The organism is Methylomarinum vadi (assembly GCF_000733935.1).
Lineage (GTDB): Bacteria > Pseudomonadota > Gammaproteobacteria > Methylococcales > Methylomonadaceae > Methylomarinum > Methylomarinum vadi.
In genome coordinates this window covers 3,425,258-3,446,511 of record NZ_JPON01000001.1, presented here as the reverse complement: position 1 = coordinate 3,446,511, position 21,254 = coordinate 3,425,258, and the positions used below count along the sequence as shown (strand labels likewise).

The 21,254-nt window shown below is 53.7% G+C and carries 16 protein-coding genes; 12 read left to right on the top strand and 4 right to left on the bottom strand.

Annotation, left to right across the window (positions count from 1 at the left end; all coding sequences use genetic code 11):
• Positions 1-22: 22 nt before the first annotated feature.
• The 11 genes from EP25_RS0117075 to EP25_RS0117010 all read left to right on the top strand — a co-directional run bounded on the left by EP25_RS0117075 (position 23) and on the right by EP25_RS0117010 (position 16,883).
• Positions 23-835: an NAD(+)--dinitrogen-reductase ADP-D-ribosyltransferase gene (locus EP25_RS0117075; protein WP_031435016.1), complete on the top strand. Its 813-nt coding sequence runs from the start codon at positions 23-25 to the stop codon at positions 833-835.
• A 176-nt stretch (positions 836-1,011) separates the two neighbouring features.
• Entirely contained in the window at positions 1,012-3,195 is a 2,184-nt protein-coding gene (gene rlmKL, locus EP25_RS0117065) for a bifunctional 23S rRNA (guanine(2069)-N(7))-methyltransferase RlmK/23S rRNA (guanine(2445)-N(2))-methyltransferase RlmL (RefSeq protein WP_031435015.1), read from the top strand.
• A complete protein-coding gene (gene yccX / locus EP25_RS0117060; protein ID WP_031435014.1) occupies positions 3,192-3,464 on the top strand; it encodes an acylphosphatase in 273 nt (90 codons plus the stop codon). The genes rlmKL and yccX overlap by 4 nt, the downstream gene beginning before the upstream one ends.
• 615 nt (positions 3,465-4,079) lie before the next feature.
• Complete coding sequence (locus tag EP25_RS0117050) at positions 4,080-7,958, top strand: PAS domain S-box protein (protein ID WP_051906796.1); 3,879 nt, start codon at positions 4,080-4,082, stop codon at positions 7,956-7,958.
• Entirely contained in the window at positions 7,958-8,779 is an 822-nt protein-coding gene (locus EP25_RS0117045) for a hypothetical protein (RefSeq protein ID WP_031435011.1), read from the top strand. The genes EP25_RS0117050 and EP25_RS0117045 overlap by 1 nt, the downstream gene beginning before the upstream one ends.
• A gap of 3 nt (positions 8,780-8,782) precedes the next feature.
• Positions 8,783-11,806 carry a PAS domain-containing hybrid sensor histidine kinase/response regulator gene (locus tag EP25_RS22590; protein ID WP_268745443.1) on the top strand — a complete coding sequence of 1,008 codons (3,024 nt, stop codon included), beginning with the start codon at positions 8,783-8,785 and terminating at the stop codon, positions 11,804-11,806.
• Positions 11,788-12,846 carry an HD-GYP domain-containing protein gene (locus EP25_RS0117035; protein ID WP_031435009.1) on the top strand — a complete coding sequence of 353 codons (1,059 nt, stop codon included), beginning with the start codon at positions 11,788-11,790 and terminating at the stop codon, positions 12,844-12,846. The genes EP25_RS22590 and EP25_RS0117035 overlap by 19 nt, the downstream gene beginning before the upstream one ends.
• 173 nt (positions 12,847-13,019) lie before the next feature.
• On the top strand, positions 13,020-13,637 hold the full coding sequence (locus EP25_RS0117030) for a phosphoribosyltransferase (RefSeq protein ID WP_031435008.1): 618 nt from the start codon (positions 13,020-13,022) through the stop codon (positions 13,635-13,637).
• 150 nt (positions 13,638-13,787) lie between these two features.
• Complete coding sequence (locus EP25_RS0117025; RefSeq protein ID WP_235185934.1) at positions 13,788-15,074, top strand: hypothetical protein; 1,287 nt, start codon at positions 13,788-13,790, stop codon at positions 15,072-15,074.
• Positions 15,075-15,386: 312 nt separating this feature from the next.
• Complete coding sequence (locus EP25_RS0117020; protein ID WP_031435006.1) at positions 15,387-15,602, top strand: DUF2934 domain-containing protein; 216 nt, start codon at positions 15,387-15,389, stop codon at positions 15,600-15,602.
• A gap of 162 nt (positions 15,603-15,764) precedes the next feature.
• The gene (locus tag EP25_RS0117010) at positions 15,765-16,883 is read left to right on the top strand and encodes a dihydrodipicolinate synthase family protein (protein WP_235185933.1); all 1,119 of its coding nucleotides are present in this window, start codon (positions 15,765-15,767) and stop codon (positions 16,881-16,883) included.
• A 41-nt stretch (positions 16,884-16,924) separates the two neighbouring features.
• On the opposite strand, the gene EP25_RS0117005 is transcribed toward EP25_RS0117010, so the two are convergent.
• Positions 16,925-18,697 carry a hypothetical protein gene (locus EP25_RS0117005; RefSeq protein ID WP_235185932.1) on the bottom strand — a complete coding sequence of 591 codons (1,773 nt, stop codon included), beginning with the start codon at positions 18,695-18,697 and terminating at the stop codon, positions 16,925-16,927.
• Between the two features lie 74 nt (positions 18,698-18,771).
• On the opposite strand from EP25_RS0117005, the gene EP25_RS0117000 reads away from it, so the two are divergent.
• The gene (locus tag EP25_RS0117000) at positions 18,772-20,085 is read left to right on the top strand and encodes an IS1380 family transposase (RefSeq protein ID WP_031432503.1); all 1,314 of its coding nucleotides are present in this window, start codon (positions 18,772-18,774) and stop codon (positions 20,083-20,085) included.
• A 126-nt stretch (positions 20,086-20,211) separates the two neighbouring features.
• Here EP25_RS0117000 and EP25_RS0116995 read toward each other — a convergent pair whose 3' ends face one another.
• From EP25_RS0116995 to EP25_RS23955, 3 genes are all read right to left on the bottom strand, one after another.
• The gene (locus EP25_RS0116995) at positions 20,212-20,448 is read right to left on the bottom strand and encodes a hypothetical protein (RefSeq protein ID WP_031435003.1); all 237 of its coding nucleotides are present in this window, start codon (positions 20,446-20,448) and stop codon (positions 20,212-20,214) included.
• A 291-nt stretch (positions 20,449-20,739) separates the two neighbouring features.
• Entirely contained in the window at positions 20,740-21,066 is a 327-nt protein-coding gene (locus EP25_RS0116985; RefSeq protein WP_235185931.1) for a methyltransferase, read from the bottom strand.
• Positions 21,044-21,220 (bottom strand): hypothetical protein, encoded by a 177-nt coding sequence (locus EP25_RS23955; protein ID WP_235185930.1) that lies wholly within the window; start codon positions 21,218-21,220, stop codon positions 21,044-21,046. The genes EP25_RS0116985 and EP25_RS23955 overlap by 23 nt, the downstream gene beginning before the upstream one ends.
• Positions 21,221-21,254: the final 34 nt, after the last annotated feature.

Genomic DNA, 21,254 nt, shown 5'->3' with positions numbered 1-21,254 from the left:
CGCTGCGCGAGAGGACCCACATTTGTCAGCGGATTTTCCGGTACATTGGCACAGCACCAACCTCATCGGCTTATCCAGCGCCTATGTCGCCAGCCAGGCATTCAATGACCGACCTTGCCCAGTACATATCGCCGGAACCCGCGAAAGCGCGCCGGGCTTGTTCGAGCTCTTGGCTGGACAACACAGCCGCGAACAATGCGGCCGGACTTTTCAGGACTATATGGCGGTCGTTTTCGGTTATGAGAGCGAGCAACGACTGCGCGAAGATAGACACGGCCGACGCCGTTACCGTAACAGTTATTTGCGACTGATTCAGGATTGGGGAATGGATTCGAACAATGCCCAGGGCGCCGTTTTAAAGGGTTGGGTGGAAAGCCGCTTCGGCCTTTTTCCGACCTATCATAAGCAAAAAATTGGCAGTTTCATGGACAAATCGTGGCTTGTCTATATCGAGGAAAAAATGAACAGCCGCTACCACAACAACTGCATTTACATGCAGTTGGACTTGCTCTATGAGTTTTGCCAATGGGTGATAGAGCGCTTCCACTTCCCTGCCGCCACACACAAAATCCTGTACCGGGGCGTCAATTCCCTGGACGACGACGGTATCGATGTAAACAACGATAAACAGCATAAAATAGTCCGTTTCAACAGCCTGGTTTCTTTTACCGATCGCCCCAGTATTGCCAGTGAATTCGGCGCCTATATCCTGGAAGTCGAGATTCCGGTAGTCAAGCTTTTGTTTTACAACGAACTACTTCCTCACCATGCCTTACGCGGCGAAGCCGAATATCTGGTCATTGGCGGCGATTACCGGGTCAAGATACTGCGCTAAAAGATCGAACAACTAACATCGGCATTGTTCGATTTGAACCTTAACCCAATGTAATGGTGACGACCGGCCCGAACAGTCATTTCGTATCCCCTTTCGTCTCCCTGACTTTATCCCACGCGAATGAGGCGTTAAGGTAAAATACTTGTCCTTTTATCTTTTTTTTCATTTTGCCCTTAATGACAGAATATTCGCTTTTCGCCACCACCCCCAAAGCCATGGAAGGGCTGTTGGCCGACGAAATCCGCAGCCTCGGCGGCAACAACATCCGGCAATCCTTAGCCGGTGTATCATTTGAGGGCGACCTCGAGACCGCCTACCGCTGTTGCCTGTGGTCGCGAACCGCCAACCGCATTCTGTTGCAGCTCGACCACTTCGAAGTCGACTCGCAAGAGGATTTGTACGACGGCGTCAAGAAGACCAACTGGTTCGAACATTTGCAACCGGAAGGCAGTTTCGCGGTCACCTTCAGCGCTAAAAACAACAAAGCGATCAACAACACCCATTTCGGCGCGCTGAAGGTGAAGGACGCGATCGTCGATCAAATGCGCAGTAAATTTCACAAGCGCCCGCGTATCGACACCCGACAACCCGATATCCATATTAACGTCTATTTGCAGGGCAAGACTGCGCAATTGAGCCTGGACCTGTCCGGCGAGAGCCTGCACAAGCGCGGTTACCGCGACACCAGCATCGCCGCGCCGATCAAGGAAAACCTGGCGGCTGCCATGCTGCTGCGCAGCGGCTGGCCCGAAATTGCCAAGGCCGGGGGGTCTTTGCTGGACCCAATGTGCGGTTCCGGTACGCTGTTGCTCGAAGGCGCGCTGATCGCGGCCGATTTCGCCCCCGGATTGCTGCGGGAGTATTTCGGCTTTCTCGGCTGGAAAAAACACGCTGCCGAGATTTGGCAACGGCTGCGCGCAGAAGCCGAACAACGCCGAACGGACGGTATCGCCAACTTGCCGGTCATAGTCGGCTTCGACCAAAGTCGCCGCACCGTGGCCACCGCGCTGAAACACATCGAAAATGCCGGCTTGCTGCATAAGATTCACGTCGAAAAACGCGACATCACTCTGGCGGAACCGGCGGAAAGTTGGCCCACGGGTTTAGTGATCTGCAATCCGCCTTACGGCGAACGACTGGGCGACGAAGAACAAACCGCCGAACTGTATCGTCAATTCGGCGAAATCATGAAACAACGTTTCGTCGGCTGGCAAGCGGCGATAATTATCAGCAATCCGGAATTAGGTTTTCGCCTGGGCATTCGTTCCCGGAAACCGATCACGCTCTACAACGGCGCACTGGAATGCAAGCTGTTGCGTTTTGCGATCGAACCCGAGGCGTTCTTCGTCCCCAAAAGCAAGACCGCGCAAGACCGGATTGAACTTATTCTGCACAACAGCCGCGACAGTCAGGCGGAGATGTTCGCCAACCGGCTGAAAAAGAACCTGAAGAAATGGCGCAAATGGGCCAAACAGAACGATATCCGCTGCTATCGGCTGTACGACGCCGACCTACCGGAATACGCGGTCGCTATCGATGTGTATCAGGGAGAGAAAACCTGGGTCAATGTCCAGGAATACGAGGCGCCCAAGTCGATCGACGAAGACAAGGCCAACGACCGCCTCGCCGGCGTGATGGCGGAAATTCCCAGAATACTGGAGATTCCCTCGAACCAGGTTTTCCTGAAAATACGTCGCAAGCAAAAAAGCAGCGAGCAATACGAAAAACAAGGCGATCAAGGCCATTTCCATGTGGTCGAGGAAGGCGGCTGCCGATTGTTGGTGAATTTCGAGGACTACCTCGACACCGGGCTGTTCCTCGACCACCGCCCCATCCGCCTGCGCATCCAGCAACAAGCCCAAGGCAAGCGCTTTTTAAACCTGTTCGCCTACACCGCTTCGGCCACGGTGCATGCCGCCAAAGGCGGCGCCGTGTCGTCGACCACGGTGGACATGTCCAACAGCTATCTACAATGGGCCAAAAACAATTTCGCCTTGAACGGAATCGGGAACGAACACAAGCTGGTGCGGGCCAATTGCATGGCCTGGCTGGAAAGCCAGGCGCAGGCGAAAATCAAACCGCAATTCGATTTGATTTTCCTGGACCCGCCGACTTTTTCCAACTCCAAAAAAATGGACGAAGCCTTCGATATCCAGAACGATCACATCACCCTGATCAGTAATGCCGCGAGTTTATTGGCGCCGAACGGTATCTTGTATTTTTCCACCAACTTCCGCCGTTTTAAAATGGATAGCCAAAAACTGGCGCATCTGACTATCGAAGACATCAGCGCCGAAACCATACCGGAAGATTTCGCCAGAAATCCGAAAATCCATTACTGCTGGAGCATCCGTAAATGATCGAAGCCATCCACATCACCGTTAGCGGCCGGGTACAAGGCGTCTATTTCCGCGCCTTCACCCAAAAACAGGCTAACAAGTTGAACCTGACCGGTTACGCCAAGAACCTGAGTAACGGCGAAGTCGAAATCATCGCCTGCGGTAACAAAAGCCAGCTGGAAAAATTAATCGCCTGGTGCCATAAAGGACCGATCATGGCCAAAGTCAGCTCGGTCCAGACCAAGCCATTGCCGGAGGTACCGCAATATCACGGCTTCGATATCCGATAGTCTTATTGGTTAAATTCCGAGCCGATAATATGGATAAATCATTAGCGAAGCTTGAAGAGCAAAGACACATACTCATAGAAAAAATGGATACGTACATACTCAGCGAAAAACCGTCAACGGAAAAAGATTACGAGGCTATCCTAACCCGAATATTTCATGATAGAGGCGGGCTAAATCCATGCGGCCACTTGATGCTATCCAAAATCAAAATGGTTTTTTTTAGGTCTCGACCAGGCGGCCCGATTACATCAATAAACGTTTAGAGAAATTGGTTCTAGTCACCAACAGCCCCCAATAAGAAAGAAAAATGTTAACAGTCAACAACTACGACTTTTATGCATTTAACGCAATCCATTTTCTGAGCGCCCGATCTGGAAAATGCACTTTCCCCTGCTCAACATAACGTATCGCCTTGCCCTGTGGTACCTAATCATCACAAACTCCCACCACCCTGTTTGAAATGGGTTTTCGACAATATCAACTTGTTAGCTTCAGGAGCACCAGACTCGTTGCCGACTGACACCGATAAAATTGACAGATCCGAGAAATTTCATTGAAAATGGAATAATTTTTGTTAAAAACTAAAGCGTTGAATCACGACGACCTTTTTTCCAGATGTCCCGCCACATTACCGAAACTTTGCGCGACCTGCGCGAACAATTCAACGCCGAGCTCCCTCAGCGAATACAAGCGATTCGCGACCAATATCGACTGTGCGCCCCCCCAAAATGGCGAGCTAACGAAACCCGGCAGTTACGTCGGCTGCTCCATAGCCTAATAGGCGCCGCCGAAACGTTCGGTATGTCCTCTCTGTCCGGTATTGCGTACAATTTAGAAGACCGGCTGACGACGTGGCTGCAAAGCAACGAGGTACCCGACGGCGAAACCTGGCAATCCATCGGTTCATTCATCGATTGCATGCAGCAAATAGCACGCGAGCAAACTAGCGATGCTACTTTGCCACCCACCTTATCGATTTCAGTCGCCTGCCGTAACGATTCCCCACTGATCCATTTAATCACCGGCGATAGTGAATTTAAATATACATTGATAAACGACATCGAGGCGACCGGTTTTCGGCCCCACCCCTTTGCCGAACCGGGCCAATTCAGGCTTTCCCTGGCTCATTCCAGCTCCGAACTGCCGGCCGTTGTCATCCTCGATAGCCGAGAGTGCAATGACCAAAACGAATTAGCATTGGCTATCGTCAAATTGGGACTCGACCAGAATGCGAACATTCCACTGATCGTCATTGGCCGGCACGATGACCTGTCCCATCGATTGCAAGCAATGCGCGCCGGAGCCAGCCATTACCTGGCCAGGCCACAAGTCGAGGATCGTTTGCCCGGGATCCTCGAAACGCTCACCGCGCGCAAACCGCAAGTCCCTTATCGCGTCCTTTTGTTACACCACGACCCTGTCTTGCTCGCCGTCCATGCCACGACTCTTCGTGCGGCCGGCATGCAGGTCCGCACGTCAAACGCCCCCCTGGAAATCCTGACACTTATCGACCAGATTTCACCCGAAGTGCTCATCCTGGATGTTTTCATGCCGAATGCCGACGGCCAGGAGTTAACCGCTCTATTACGTGAACACGAAAATGCTCCCTATCTTCCGGTGTTGTTTCTAACCGCCGATACGGAGATGACTCGACGAGTATTGGCCAGCAATCCCGGCCACGACGCATTCCTGGCCGAACCGGTTCAAGCCGATAGCTTGATCCGGGAAGCGACCCGCTGGGCACGCTGGAAACGGCAAAAAAACACTTTACGCCGCGAACTGGCCAGCTCGCGCTATGAACTCGAGCGTGAACATACCGCGATCAATGAACACGCCATCGTTAGTGTAACCGACCGGGCCGGCCACATCACTTACGCCAACGACAAATTTTGTCACATCAGCGGCTATGTCCGAGAAGAACTGTTAGGCCGCACTCATCGCATTGTCAAATCGGACGAACATCCACCGGAGTTCTTCAAAAAATTATGGCAAGTCATCATCAGCGGCCAGATTTGGCAGGGAGAGATCTGCAATCGACGTAAGGACGGCCGTCTTTATTGGGTTAAAACGACCATTACTCCCTTTTTCGACGATCGCGGCAAACCCTATCAATTTGTCTCGATCCGCACCGACATCACCGAAGTCAAAGAAGCCGAGCAACGTTTGCGTCTGTTACAGCGCGCGGTCGCGGCGAGCAATAACGGCATCACCATCGCCGATGTACAGCAGAAAGATATGCCGCTGATCTACGTCAACCCTTCCTTCGAACGCATTACCGGTTTCAGTCGCGAGGAAGCGGTAGGTCGAAATTGCCGTTTTCTGCAAGGCGGCGACCGCGACCAGCCCGGTCTGACCGAACTTCGCGCCGCCATCGCGGCAGGAAAGGGAACCCGGGCGCTACTGCGGAACTATCGCAAGAACGGCGAGTTGTTCTGGAATCAGCTGCATATCGCGCCGGTGCATGACGAACGCGGACAGGTGACTCATTTTATCGGCATCACCGAAGACGTCAGCGAACGCCTGCGGGCCCTCAATGCCCTGCAGGCAAGCGAGGATCGTTTACGCCGCGGACAACTCTACGCCAATATCGGAACCTGGGAATGGAATGTCAAAACCGGCGAACTGTATTGGTCGGAAAGCATCGGGCCATTATTCGGCTATCCCGAAGGCGAGCTGAAAACGTCTTACGCCAACTTTCTCAGGGCGATTCACCCCCACGACCGTCCGGCCGTGATCGCCGCCATCGACCGTAGCCTGAATAACGACGAGCCCTACGATGTCGAGCATCGCGTCGTCTGGCCCGACGGCACGGTACGCTGGCTATCGGAACGCGGTAACGTGAAACGCGACGCCAACGGCAATTCGCTGCAGATGCTCGGCGTGGTGCAGGATATAGACGATCGCAAGCGGACCGAATTGACGCTGGCGGCGCGGGAAAAAAACTTGCAGATTTTCAAACATATCATCGCCTCGGTGGTCGACGGCGTCGTCACGATCGACAAACAGGGCGTGATCCGCTCGTTCAACCCGGCAGCGAGCGCCATGTTCCGATATCTGGAAGCGGAAGTGGTCGGCCGCAAGGTCAATATCCTGATGCCGGAACCCTATCGATCCGAACACGACGGTTATCTCCAAGATTATCTGAACGAAGGCGAAGGCAAGATCATCGCCAGACAACTGGAACTGACCGGTCTGCGTTCGGACGGTTCGGTGTTTCCGCTGGAAATCGCCGTCAGCGAAATCCATTTGCAGGACGACTTGCTGTTTGTCGGCGTCATGCGCGACATTTCCGCCCGCAAACAGGCCGAACAGGCCTTGATAGATGCCCGCGATGCCGCCAACCGCGCCAACGAGGCCAAATCCGATTTTCTTTCCAGCATGAGTCACGAACTGCGCACGCCGCTGAACGCGATCATCGGTTTCGGACAATTACTGGAGATAGACGACCGTCTGGACGACGATCATAAGGAAGACGTGCAGGAAATCTTGAAGGCCGGCCATCATCTCCTCGAACTGATCAACGAAATCCTGGATCTGGCCAAACTGGAATCCGGGCGACTATCGCTCTCATCGGAACCGGTTGAGCTCGGCCCCGTTATCGAAGAATGTATCGGTCTGACGCGAACGCTCGCCGACAAACGCCTGATTCGGCTGCGCCACAAGAAGCTGGCGGGAAGTATGGTGCGGGCCGATCGCACCCGACTGAAACAGGCGCTGCTCAATCTGATCTCGAACGCCATCAAGTACAACCGGGAAGGCGGCGATGTGACCATTACGGAACGGCAAGTGGCCGACAGTATTCTCGGTATTGATGTCGACGATACCGGACACGGCATCCCTCCCGAACGCCTGCCTGAATTATTCAAGCCCTTCCACCGGCTCGAAGCGGAAAACAGCGCCATCGAAGGCACCGGTATCGGATTGACCATCACCCGCCGGATCGTCGAAATGATGGAAGGCGACGTCAAAGTAGAAAGCGAGGTTGGTGTCGGCAGTCGCTTCAGCATCGAATTGCCCGCTGTCTCCCAGACGGAATCCCACCGGCTTTTCGAACGGCCGTCCGTCCGGGCGATAACGGCACAAAACGACGCCGGGGCCGAGGCCAAGCACAACCTGCTGCTTTACATCGAAGACAATCCATCCAATTTGCGCCTGGTTTCCCAGATCATCGAGCGGCGTCCGCATATACACCTGCTTACAGCCCACACCGCCGAACTTGGGATAGAGTTGGCCCGTAGCCGCGATCCCCAGCTGATCCTGCTCGACATCAACATGCCGGTCATGGACGGTTATCAAGTGCTACGGGTGTTAAAAAACGCCCCCGATACGCGACACATTCCGGTCATAGCCATCACCGCCAACGCGATGCCGCGCGACATCGCCCGGGGCAAGGAGGCCGGCTTCGCCGATTACCTGACCAAACCGCTGGATATCAGACACTTTAACGCTGTTATCGATCATTTCCTGAAACGCGCCGCCGCCGAGAAAGAATAATGACGACTTGGAGCGACAACGTCCTGGGCTTAATCTTTCAGTTCTACGGCCTTGCCTTTTTCAGCCTCTGTGCGGTCACGTTCGCATTACCAAAATTCTATACGGTTCTCAAATTCGCCCGTCATTTGAACTGGTTGGCCGGGTTCGGTTTACTCCATGGCTTTTTCGAGTTTCTGTGCCTGCAGCGTTTGCCGGAATCCACGTCCTGGCTCGATATATCGAGTATTGGACTGTTGATAGCCTCCTTCATCATGTTGCTCGAATTCGGCCGGCGCAACTGGAACACGCTAACTGCTTCAGTCAGATTGGGCGCGGCGCCGCTCTATTCATTGCTCACTGTCGCCCTCATCCTCTTCGTTTATCCTGCGGATGAACCGTTGCCCAAGATTGAGTTGGGCGTCCATTACCTGCTCGGTGCCCCGGCGGCATGGCTTACGGCCTATGTGCTGCTAGCGAATGATTCCGGCGGCCCAACCATCCCCTCTGCCGTTTCGCATCCTGCTTGTCCCTGCCTGAAAGCCGCGGCGGCAGGATTCGCCGTTTACGGCCTATTGACCCTGGTTCCTTCGCTGGACCATCCGTTCTCAACCTCTGGATTGCCCGGCGCGGGGGATTTTTACTGGCTAACGGGGTTACCGGTGCAAATACCCAAGGCGCTAAGCATCATTGTCATCGCGCTGTCGTTCGTCGCCCTGAACCGTCAGGCCGGCATCCTGAATCAATCGAATCTCTTTCGCGTGCTCAATACATTGAACGGTTTCGTCTATCGCTGCCGCCACGACCGCCAGTGGAGCATGGTCTTCATCACCGAAGGCGTCTAAGCCATCACCGGCTATCCGGCACAGGCCTTTTTCTCGGGCACCGAGGTCAATTTGGGCGAACTGATGCACCCGGACGACGCCGAACGGGTCTGGAACAGCGTTGAGGAGGCATTGGCCGACGATCGCGAATTTGAAATAGGCTACCGTATTCGCACCCGAAGCGGCGAGGAGCGCTGGGTCTACGATTGCGGCCGCGGCGTCCGAGACCGGAACGGTCGGCTGCAATACATCGAAGGCCAAATCTGCGACGATACGGCGCGGCGGCAGGCCGAAATCGGCCTGCATATGAAAAATGCGGCCATCGAAGCCTCGATCAATGCGATCGCGATGGCCAGCCTGGACGCCAGCATTTTTTATGTCAACCAGGCCTTCGCCGACCTGTGGCGCCTGCCCGACACCTCGCACGCCTTGGGGCGTTCGCTCCACGAGTTTTGGGCCTATCCCGAACAAGCGAAAAAAATCATGGACATCCTCCTCAGCCGGGGACGGTGGCAGGGAGACTTACGGGCCAAACGGCATGACGGCACGACAGTCGAAGTGCAATTAGTGTGTTATCTGGCCGACGACACCAACGGCGATCCACTCTGCATGATCGGCATTTTCAACGACATCAGCGAACGCCTCGAGGCACAACGCGAGCTGCAACGGGAACGCGACTTTGCCACCGGTTTGATCACTACCGCCCCGGTCATCGTTTTATTGCTCGATCCAGAAGGCCTTATTCGCTATGTCAATCCCTATTTCGAACGATTGACCGGTTTCGGTCTGAACGAAATCGAGAACCGGGACTGGTTCGAGACTTTTCTGCCCGAGGATAACCGGGAGAGCGTCCGCCATGTCTTCAAACAGGTCATTAGAGACGGTTCGTTACATGGCAAGGTCAATTCCATCCAGATCCGAAGCGGAGAACAACGGCAAATCGAATGGCACAGTCAAACGATGTTCGACGAGCCCGGCCGCATGACCGGCGTGCTCGTGATCGGATTGGACATTACCGACCAGCTCCGAACCAATCAAGACCTGATCCAGCGCGAAGCGGAACTGGAACAATTCAAGGCGACTCTGGATCAGACTCTCGACAGCGTGTTTATGTTCGACGCCGACACGTTACGATTCACTTACTGTAATCAAGGCGCCGTCAATCATTTGGGCTACAGCAGGGAGGAACTGCTCGGGTTCCACCCCTACGACCTGAAACCCGAATTCTCCGAACGCCAATTTCGCGCCTTCATCGCCCCATTGCTTTCGGGAGAGCTCGACCGTTTAACCTTCGAATCGATCCATCGACACCGGAACGGCCGGGAAATGCCGGTGGATATTCTGTTGCAATATGTCGAACCGTCCGATCAAGCACCGCGTTTCATTTCCGTCGTCCGCGACATCAGCAAACGAAAACACGCCGAACAGGCATTGCACAACCTGAACCGGGAGCTGGAACTGCGTGTCCTCGAACGTACCGCGGAACTGGAGCGACTAAGTCGCCGTAATGCCTATATCGTCGATGCCGCGATGGACGGCTTTTTTTCCGCCGACCAACAGGGCCGGGTCATCGATTGCAACGACGCCTATTGCCAGATGCTCGGATACCGGCGCGAAGAACTGCTGACGCTGACGATTCCCGACATCGAGGCGATCGAAACTCCGGAAGAAATACAAACCCATATCGATACACTCATCGCCGCGGGACAGGACCGTTTCGACACGCGTCACCGCCGGAAAGACGGCGTCCTTATCGATGTCGAAGTCAATGTAATGCTGAAACATATAGACGATCAGCCGCAATTGTTCGCCTTCGTCAGCGACATTTCCGAACGCAAGCGGACCGAGGCATTGCTGATCAATGCCCGCAAAGATGCCGAGCGGGCCAATCAGGCCAAATCGAAGTTCCTCTCGAGGATGAGCCACGAACTGCGCACGCCGTTGAATGCCATACTGGGCTTCGGCCAGCTACTCGAGTCCGACCCCGATCGGCCCTTAAGCCAAATGCAGGCCGACAATGTGCAGGAAATTTTACGGGCCGGCGAGCATCTGCTTGCGTTGGTCAACGAAATCCTCGATCTCAGCCGCATCGAAAGCGGACATATCAATATCACCCTGGAACCCCTGCCTATCGCCGATATCATCCAATCCTGTATCAAACAAATCTCCGTGTTGGCTGAACGACGCGACATTCAAATCCGCTGCAAGCTGCCGCACGATAGCGTCGTGCTGGCCGACCCGATCCGGCTCAAGGAAGTATTGCTGAACCTGTTGTCCAATGCCGTCAAATATAACCGCAAGGGCGGCCGCGTCGAAATCACCTGCAGGCGTATCGATGACGCATCGATCGAGGTCGCGATAACGGACACCGGCCTCGGCATTCCCGCCGAATTTATGCCCCGTCTGTTCCGCCCATTCGAACGGCTGGAATCTGCCTACCAGGGCGTTGAAGGCACCGGCATCGGCCTGGCGCTGGCCAAGAGACTGGTCGAAGCGATGCACGGGGAAATCGGTGTCGCCAGCAGACCTAACGAAGGTAGCCGGTTCTGGTTTACCCTACCGGGCGTCGACCTACCCGCCCGAGCCATACCCGATCCCCCCGCCGCCAGCCCTGTGCCTCAGCCGCCGGCAGATAGCGGTCATTCGCACATAATACTGTATGTGGAAGATAATCCTTCCAATTTGAAATTGCTGCAAAAAATGCTGGCCAACCGCTCGGACCTCGAACTGCTGACCGCAATAAATGGAACACTGGGTCTGCAAGTCGCCAGTCAACAACAACCCGAATTGATTCTCCTCGACCTCAACCTTCCGGACATGGATGGATTCGAGATATTACGGCGCTTGCGCAACGACGCCGTTACCCGTCATATTCCGGTCGTCGCGGTAACCGCCAACGCCCTGCCTGGCGATATCGAGCGCGGTATCAAGGCGGGCTTCGCCGATTACCTGACAAAACCCATTGAAATGATATGTTTTTTGACTACAATCGACCGCATAGTTAGACAAAGCAATTCCATTGATTTGACATGTGTCCAGAAGTACTAAAAAACGAACGTATTCTTATCGTCGACGACGAACCGGTCAACCTGAAGCTGTTAGACAGAATCCTCAGGTTGCAGAGGTATCAGAATTTGGCCCTGGAGCAAGACTCGCGCGAAGCCGTCGGGCGTTATCTCGAAGAACGCACCGACCTGATTTTGCTCGACATCAATATGCCCCATCTGGACGGTTACCAAGTGATCGAACAACTCAAGGCATTGCAGGATCCCCTGTTGCCGCCGATCGTCATCCTCACCGCCCAGCACAGCAAGGATTTTCTGTTGCGGGCCCTGACCGCCGGCGCCCGCGATTACATCACTAAGCCCTTCGATCGCAATGAACTGGTCATGCGCGTGCATAACTTGTTGGAAGCACAGCTGGCGCATCGTCTGCTGCACGACCAAAAAGAAGTACTAGAAAAAATGGTGCGCAAACGCACCGAACAGATTCATCGGACCCGTCTCCAAGTCGTCCAACGCCTGGGCATGGCCTCGGAATATCGCGACGAGGAAACCGGCAACCACATCTTGCGTATGAGCCATATTTGTGTGCTATTGGCCAAAGCGATAGGCTGGGACGAAGATCGTTGCGATCTGATCCTCAACGCCAGCCCGATGCACGATATCGGCAAAATCGGTATTCCCGATGCGATCTTATTGAAACCCGGGAAATTCGACGCGGATGAATGGGAGATCATGAAGAGCCATGCCTTGATCGGCGCCAAACTGCTGGACGGCGACGACTCCGATCTGCTCCGCATGGCGCGTGATATCGCCCTGACCCATCATGAAAAATGGGACGGCAGCGGCTACCCCAATGGCTTGGCCGGCGAGGAGATACCACAGGCCGGACGCATCGCCGCTTTGGCCGACGTGTTTGACGCCCTGACTTCGGTCCGACCCTATAAGCGCGCTTGGTCGGTGGAAGCGGCACTGGCCTTCATCAAGGAAAACAGGGGAAGCCATTTCGACCCGCAACTGACCGATGTCTTCGAGCACAATCTCCCGGCTATCGTCGAAATCAAACAACGATTCGCCGAGCCATGAGGTAAATGCCGAAGCATTACTGTCGTCCAACCTTTTCCCGCCGGTTAAATACCAGGGTCGTCTGTCACGGAATATTGACGGCGCGACTTAGTCTGCCATATCGATTTAAGGCTATACCATGCATGACAACGGCTAATAATTGTTTTTTGAATAATCCATTCAAAACCTAAGCGATGCCAGAATTATTACCCTGCACCTTGATAACCTGGGATGAAATGTACGGCTTATGCCGACAATTGGCCTGGCAATTGCGCGCTGCGGACTTTCGTATCGACACCCTCATTGCGATTGGACGGGGCGGCTATGTGCCGGGGCGAATTTTGTCGGACATGCTTGGCATTCATGACCTAACCAGTTTTAAAATTGAACATTACCGCAGTACCCGCAAGGTGTCCGAAGCTTTTGTCAAATACCCGTTAAGCGCCGACCTACAAGGAAAAAACATCTTGCTGTTGGATGATGTTTGCGACAGTGGCGACACCTTTGCCGTGGGCGGCGACCATGTTCGAAACCGCGGCCCGGTAGAAAATCTGCGCACGGCGGTTTTGCACTATAAAACGGTGTCCGCGTACAAGCCAGATTTTTTTGTCGAAACGGTCAGCGATTGGCGCTGGATCATTTATCCGTGGGCCGTGAATGAAGATTTGTCGAGCCTTCTGCGAGAAATGCCGTTTAAAAACGTCGATCTCGGCCAATTGCGGCGTCTTTTCAAGGAACGGCATGACCTTGACGTCACCGACTCTCAGTTGCAAGATGCGGTGTCACTGCTGCAGGACAAAAAGCACACCTAACATCCGCCGGTCAGTTCCATCGACCGCATCAGGCGCAGGCATTTCCACACGATAGCGTTTTGTTACGAAATTGGATTTACGGATGACTGAAACGTCCTGCTGTATCCAGTGGTCAATTGTCGCTACAATCTGTCGCCAAGAGTAAAGAAATTGTTTGAAAGAATCGCCGCTGCGCCTATTTCCTGCCTGATCATTATAACCCTGTCTCTCGAGACGGCGGGAGCTAAAACCAATGAGGAGGTCTTATCCATGCCGGATTCCCGCACCCAAGAAGCGATCGCGTTGATGAACGACTTTGCCGAACGCACCGGCCTGAGTTCCGACCGCCCCCCGCAACGTTATCTGTGGACCGATGCCTTTGCGGTTTGCAATTACATCGGCCTGTCGCGACTGACCGGAAAAAAGCGCTACCAGGAGCTGGCTTTAGAGCTGGTCGATCGTGTTCATCGCACCCTGGGGCAGTATCGCGGCGATGATTCCCGTACTGGCTGGATCGGCGGGTTGGCCGGGCAGGAAGGCGAGGAACATCCCACCCGTGGCGGGCTTCGAATAGGCAAACCGCTACCCGAGCGCACTCCCGATCAAGCTTTCGACGAGCGATTGGAATGGGAACGGGATGGCCAATACTTTCATTATCTGAGCAAATGGATGCACGCGCTTGATCAAGTATCGCGTTCTACCGGTCACCCTCGGTTTAACCTCTGGGCTCGGGAACTTGCCGAGACCGCGCACCATGCCTTCACCTACCTTCCCTCCGCACACGGTCCGCGAAGAATGTATTGGAAGATGAGTATTGACTTGAAGCGTCCACTCGTCTCGTCGATGGGCCAGCATGATCCAGTTGACGGATTCATTACCTTCGCTCAACTCAGCTCCACTGCCGCAAAGCTGCCAACGGCAAATCCCGAACCCAATCTCGAACAAGAAACCCGCCAGCTTAAGGCCATGATCGTAGCGAAGAATATGGCGACCGCCGACCCGCTTGGGCTGGGCGGTCTGCTTATCGATGCCTATCGCCTGCAGCAATTACTGCAACAAGCAGGACCGGCAGACTCAAGCCTACTGGAATCCTTGCTTACGGCGGCACTCGTAGGCCTGCAATATTATGTGATGAGCGGCGACCTGGATATGCCCGCGAAACACCGTCTTGCCTTTCGCGAACTCGGTCTGGCTATCGGACTGCATGCGATCAAACTCATGCAAGAAACATCCAAGAAAAATTCAACGCAATCCTCCCTGCCCGATGGCGTGCGAATAAGGCTACGTGAACTGATGCAATACGTCTCCGTCGGCGAAAAAATCGAGTCATTCTGGCGCAACCCGGAACATAGAAACTCCTCAATCTGGTCCGAGCATCGCAACATCAACGAAGTCATGTTGGCCACCACCCTGGTACCCGAAGGTTTGCTCGTGCTACCGCTGCCCCCATTGAAATAATAGGGTTATTTAGTACCCGCATACTGAACGTGTGAATCTATTGGCTTACCCTCTATAGCTGAGCATTTTTACTATCCTGAAACGGATAACAAATGCTAGAATCCAAGGCGTTTGATCTACTGTTACAGCGGCATCAACCGACTGCGGCTAACAGACTGATCCAACAAGATTTTTTAGCTTAACAATGATCGGCGCGGACTCTGGTAAAAGGGCAAGCGTCCCATCTGCCGGTCTAGCGCGTTTTCTCCATCCCTTTAAAAACTTTTTGTAATTTATAGGGTCTTATTTATTTTTTCGGGCAAAGAGGTTTTTATGAACGATTCTCACCACTTAATAAATATATTCCCGGACAACCTCGACGAAGAAATTCTCCGCTCGTATATTGCGGAAGCCGCATATTATAAAGCCGAAAAACGGGGGTTCGAGCCAGGTCATGAATTACAAGATTGGCTTGAAGCGGAAAAAGAGATTAAAGAGTGTTTAAGCGAATATTTTGATCCTTCCTATTTCCAAGAAGTCACACATTGATCCCATTCTCGAATTTTGTGCAGCCCAGTCTCATGATCCATGCATGATACGCAAATGCCGTGAAAACTAGGATATTGAGCGCCAAGGAAGGCAAACTGAATACCCCCATACCGTCCGGATTTCATTCCTGCTCCCTTGGAAAATAAATGACGCTGCCGCAGGATGTCTTCATACTCACAGCGCACTTTATTGGCTCTTTTCCCCGGCATAACCCAAAATGACAGCAAAATTCTGAAACCGGAAATCGCTTCGCTGAAACACCTATCGTGGATCACAACGATGACTCATGCTTGGAAATATAGCAGTGTCGGTGGCGGACTCTATACATCCTGGCTGAATGTAACTAACATTAAACTTTGCCCAGTTACAACCGGTTTCATGATTCAGGTTCAAGGCCCTATCGTCACTCTGTTAACGCCGTTCGACAGAAACGGTGACATCGATTGGCAAGCTTTCAAACGCTATTTGGCGTCACTTTATTCATGGGGAGTCGGGACGGTCATTGCGAATGGCACGACCGCTGAATTCGCTTCCCTGACCATCGACGAACGGCGGCAGGTTATCGAGTTCGTCAGGAAACATTTCGCCGGCACCATTATCAACAACGTCAGCGCAACCTGCGTCAAAGACGTTCGCGAACTGATCGACGAAACGCAAGACCGCGCGGACCTGTTACTCATATTACCGCCTTATTATTATTCCGCCCGCGAGGACAACGGACTCTGCCGTTTTTTTAGCGACGCGCTGTCAGAAACTCCCTTGCCGGCGATGCTGTACCATTTTCCCCAACATACCGGCAATTTTGTTGGCGTCGATTTAGTCGCCATGCTGCTTGACCGAGGCATCTCGATACAAGGCATCAAGGATTCGAGCGGCGACCTGGATAACGCCCTTCTTTACCGCTCGAACTTCCCCGGAATGCCGGTATTTTTGGGCAACGATGAAAAGGCATTCGAGGTGTTGCAAAAGGGCTTAACCGGTTCGGTGACGGGCGCGGCAAATCCGTTGCCGGAATTGCTGATAACCCTGCAAGCCGAATTTCGATCGTGCCCCGCTAAAGCCCAATCGATCCAACGCTGCCTCGATACCTGGAACGCATTCCGGCAAGCCAGCGGCCATCCTGAAATTCCCTTGGTAAAAGCCGCCATGGGGGCACGAATCGCTGGTTTCCCGCCTCATGTTCGCGCTCCCTTCATGCCCATCCCGAATGCACAACTGGACCAAATCCGAACAGTGATTCACACATGCCTGAACGACTTTCAACGGTTAGTCTCCCGCTAAGTGCCGTATTCAGCCTATTTCAAATAAACTTAAATTACCGATTATTTAAGCCCATAAACCTTCAACTGGCTGCACACCTTCAATTGGTTGTCGGGCACGGTGCAGTTGTCGACATCGCCAACCCGGTAGATCATTACATAAACCCTACCGTTCGCAACCACCGGGGGAATCATCTTGGACATCGTGCCGAGGCCGCCATGGTTGTCGTCGCCGGTACGGAACAAGCGTTTCATCTTGTTGCCCGGCAAAATCGTGGTGGCGTCGTAGGCGACTAGCTGACCTTCGGCGAACCCCTTGTTGACGTCGCCGTATTTGGGGAAGACCGCCCACAAAATAGCCGTGCCGAAATCGACCGCATAGGGAAAAGCGCTTTTGCTCGACGGTTTGCCCGATACCATTAACAACCCGCCCGGCATGCCGCCCGGAGAATCGGTGTTCAACGATGCCAATTCCGCCCCCTCGGCGCGGAAGGTGGGTAGCGTTCCGCCCAATGCCGAAAAATTATAGGACTTCAGCTTGGAATTTTCCCCCCACACATAGACGATGCCTCCCAGCCGATCGCGCTGCGCGAACGCCAGGGCATGGATATGGTGCATTTTATTGAACTGGGGATCGCCGCACGGAATAAACCAATCGTGGTCGCTGTGGCCGGCCGCAGGACACGGCAGGCTGCGGTTCAGATGCTGAACGCGGTCCCAGTTTTCCGCGCTATCTCCACCATAATAAGAGGCCACCAGCGGTGGCTTCGACATCAGCCATTTGAAGCGTTCGTTGCGGCCGAGATTGTATTTGTCCAGCGAGTAAATAATACCGTCCTTGGTGCCTTGCAACAGCAGACTGGAGCCCGGCACCAACAGCGGACCGGCCGAACCGAAATCCCAATCGGCGCCGGCCTTGCCGAAATTGGCCCGGCCGCAGGAAACCTCGGAATGATTGTCGTCCCATAGACAATCATCAGCGGAAGTGCGTTCGTCCAAAAAAGCCTTGTAAAAGTCGATTTTTTCCAGCACGGGCCGGGCGCCGCCGAAGCTGGGAATGAAGCGCAGCTTGACCATGCTTTCGGCCAGATCGACACTGCCGTTGTTGGAGGTGGCGACATAGATCATATCGCCTTCGGTCACGGGCGCCCCGCCGGCATGCCAAATGCCGGCCCCCCAACTGTCGAACGCTGTCGCGCAGAATATCCCCGGTTGGCGGGAAAAGCCGTCTTGCCCCAACAACGCCCGGGTATCGTAGGCGACCACCATGCCGTGCGGGTTTTTGCGTCCGCCCTGATAACTTTCGCCGTTGGCGGCAAAAGCCAGCACCAGGCCATGATTTCCGGTCAACGCCAGTCCGGCCCTAAGCTTCGGATAGACATATTGACGTTTTTGCCCGTTTTGCCAATACACGGCATCGGCATCGTTGAACCAACAGTCGTTGCCTTCCTGAGATTGGCCGTAAATGCGAACCGGCGCGGCCTTTTGCGCACCGTTGGCCGGATCGAGCGAGAATATCCAATAATCGCGGTAACGATTGTCGTTGGCGTTTTTGCGCAACCAGGCGGCGACGAACAGCGTGTTGGTCGACGTGTCGATGACGGGCGTGGCCGATATGCCCCAGGTCGGCGTGTGCTTCCAGATATCCATGTCCTGGGAACTGATTTCGGGACCGAGTTTGATATGGTAGATAGTCGCATTGGTGCGAGCATTGATGCCGACGACTTCGTTCTTCATCGTCGTCACGATCACCAAATCGTCGGCACCGGCCCCGTTTTCCAGCACCAACGGTTGCGTCTCGACCTTGGCGTTAAAATTATAGCCCGAATATTTCATGATAGAGGCGGGCAAGTTTGTTGATATTTGATAAAATTCAGTTACTTATATTGAATTTAACCAACAACTTGCCCATGACAAATTGTACTCCAGCTCAAATAGAATTTCCTCCCTTAAAACGCCGTAAAATAGACGCCCAATTCAGTGGTGGAGCGATCACCAGTGATGGCGGTGTGCTGTTGTTAAGAGCGATTGACCAGCAATTAGGATTAACCGAACGGATAGCGGCGCAGATTCCTGACGCCAGAGCCCCTGACCGCGTGCAACACTCTGTGATCAACCTGCTCCGTCAACGGGTTTATGGCTTGGCGTGTGGGTATGAGGATTTGAATGATCATGACACGCTCAGAAATGATATCGCCTTTCAGACGGCGGTGGAAAAGGATCAGACATTGGGCAGCCGATCCACCTTGTGCCGGTTTGAGCAGCAGGCGGATCGCGCCTTGATGTGGCGCGTTCATGAGGAACTGGTGGCGCAGTTTATCGCTTCGTATGAGACACCGCCGAAATCGTTGGTCCTGGACTTCGACGCCACCGACGATCCGGTTCATGGCGAACAGGACGGACGTTTTTTTCATGGCTACTATCGGCACTATTGTTTCCTGCCGTTGTATGTCTTTTGCGGCCATCATTGCTTGGTCAGTTATCTACGTCCCAGCAATATTGATGGCGCCAAGCACAGCTGGGCGATTCTGGCGTTGCTGGTCAGGCGCTTGCGTCAGGCTTGGCCGGACGTTGACATCACGTTTCGCGGCGATGGCGGTTTTTGTCGCCATAAGATGCTGAGTTGGTGCGAGCGGCATCGCGTTCACTATATTGTCGGGTTGGCCAAAAATAAACGCTTAACGCGCTTAAGCCAACCCTGGATTGAACAAGCCCGGCAACAGTTCCAAAGCGAACAGCAGAAACAGCGTCTCTTTACCGATTTCCACTATAAAGCCGGCACCTGGAAACGCCGACGCCGTGTCATTCTTAAGGCCGAACACATGAGCCAAGGGAGTAATCCCCGCTATGTCGTCACCAATCTGGACGGCGATGCACAAACACTCTATGAAACCGTTTACTGTGCGCGAGGCGACATGGAAAACCGGATTAAAGAGCAACAATTGGATCTGTTTGCCGACCGCACCAGTTGCAGCCTGTGGTGGCCGAATCAGTTTCGTTTGCTGTTATCCACCTTGGCCTATACCCTGATCCAGGCGATTCGCCGAATCGCCCTCAACAACACCGAACTAGCGACAGCCACTTGCGCCACCATTCGCCTGAAATTGTTTAAAATCGGTGCCGTCATCATTCGTAACACCCGTCGTATTCGACTGCTGTTCAGCAGTCAGTATCCGTTTCAATCCCTGTTTAAATCCGTTTGTCAGCGCCTGTGCCCTGATTAGTACAAACAGAGTGCTGTGCCCGGCACGCTGATAAACAATGGGGTAAGGGGAAGTTGCGCCTGAAAAACGGAAATCAATGCTTAATTCCCTTTTTGACCGCTCAATTTCTCCTTACGATCGCATGTTTTAAAACAAACGAGGGTTTCGATAGGGTTTCAAGGGACTGATGAAATATCCGGGATAGGTGCGGAGCAGTCCGAACTGTTGCGGGTTGACATTGTTTTTGTTGAGCGTAAATTCCTGGTTGTTCGCGGCCGTCCGATAGTGATTGCCCGCCCGCTCCGTGATGCTGATCGCCTGAACGTCTGGAACCGCGGTTCCCGCAATAATAATGCCTAAAAAGCTAATGAGTAATAATCGCATGTCATTCTCCGGACAGAGGAAGGTCAACTGAGCCTAGACTTTAATCGCAGAGACTGTCAAGCCCGCCTTTGTTTCGACCAAAGCAGTGCGGAAAGCTTCATAACGGTGCTTTATCTCGATCATATACAGCTCGGCCAAAAGGCTATCAACATATTGATTTATAGATAAAAATACCCTTCCCTCAAAATAAATCGATTACCCTCGCCCATCTTGCAGCCGTCGCTTGTCGAATCGGTGCGACAAAGACCCGTCAATCATCGCCGCCTATCGATGAGTGTTAAGGACCCGGAATCAAACCTTGAGTACCATGATGTTGCCGAAGGTCCGTAGACCGACAATAGCTTCGAGTTGCAGGCCGCTTCGCTCGACAATGGTCCGCCATTCCGACAACGTTCTTTCCCTGCCTTTCGTACCGACGAACATCTGCATGTCGAGCATGGCGCCGGCCAGGTCGACTCCGGATTTCTCAAGCACCATTTCCAGCACGGCAATCCGGGCTCCGCTGCCGTTCAGCGCATTAACGATATTGCGCCGCGCCCGGACGCAATCATCGTCGGAAAACCCCTGCAGCACGGCACTGAGCAAATAGATATCCTTATTGCTTTTCCCCTTCGGCAATGATGCGAACAGATCGCCAACCTGAAACGGTAATCCGGCCAGCAACGGCGCCCGTCGTGACCTTATGATAGTCGTCGGCCACGAAGCATTCCCCCGCTGCGGCCAATAATCGTGCGAGGACGGAACCGTCAGTTCTACCGGAGTTATCGTTCATCGTCGTCATTCGTTGTTACCTGTTGGGCACAGCT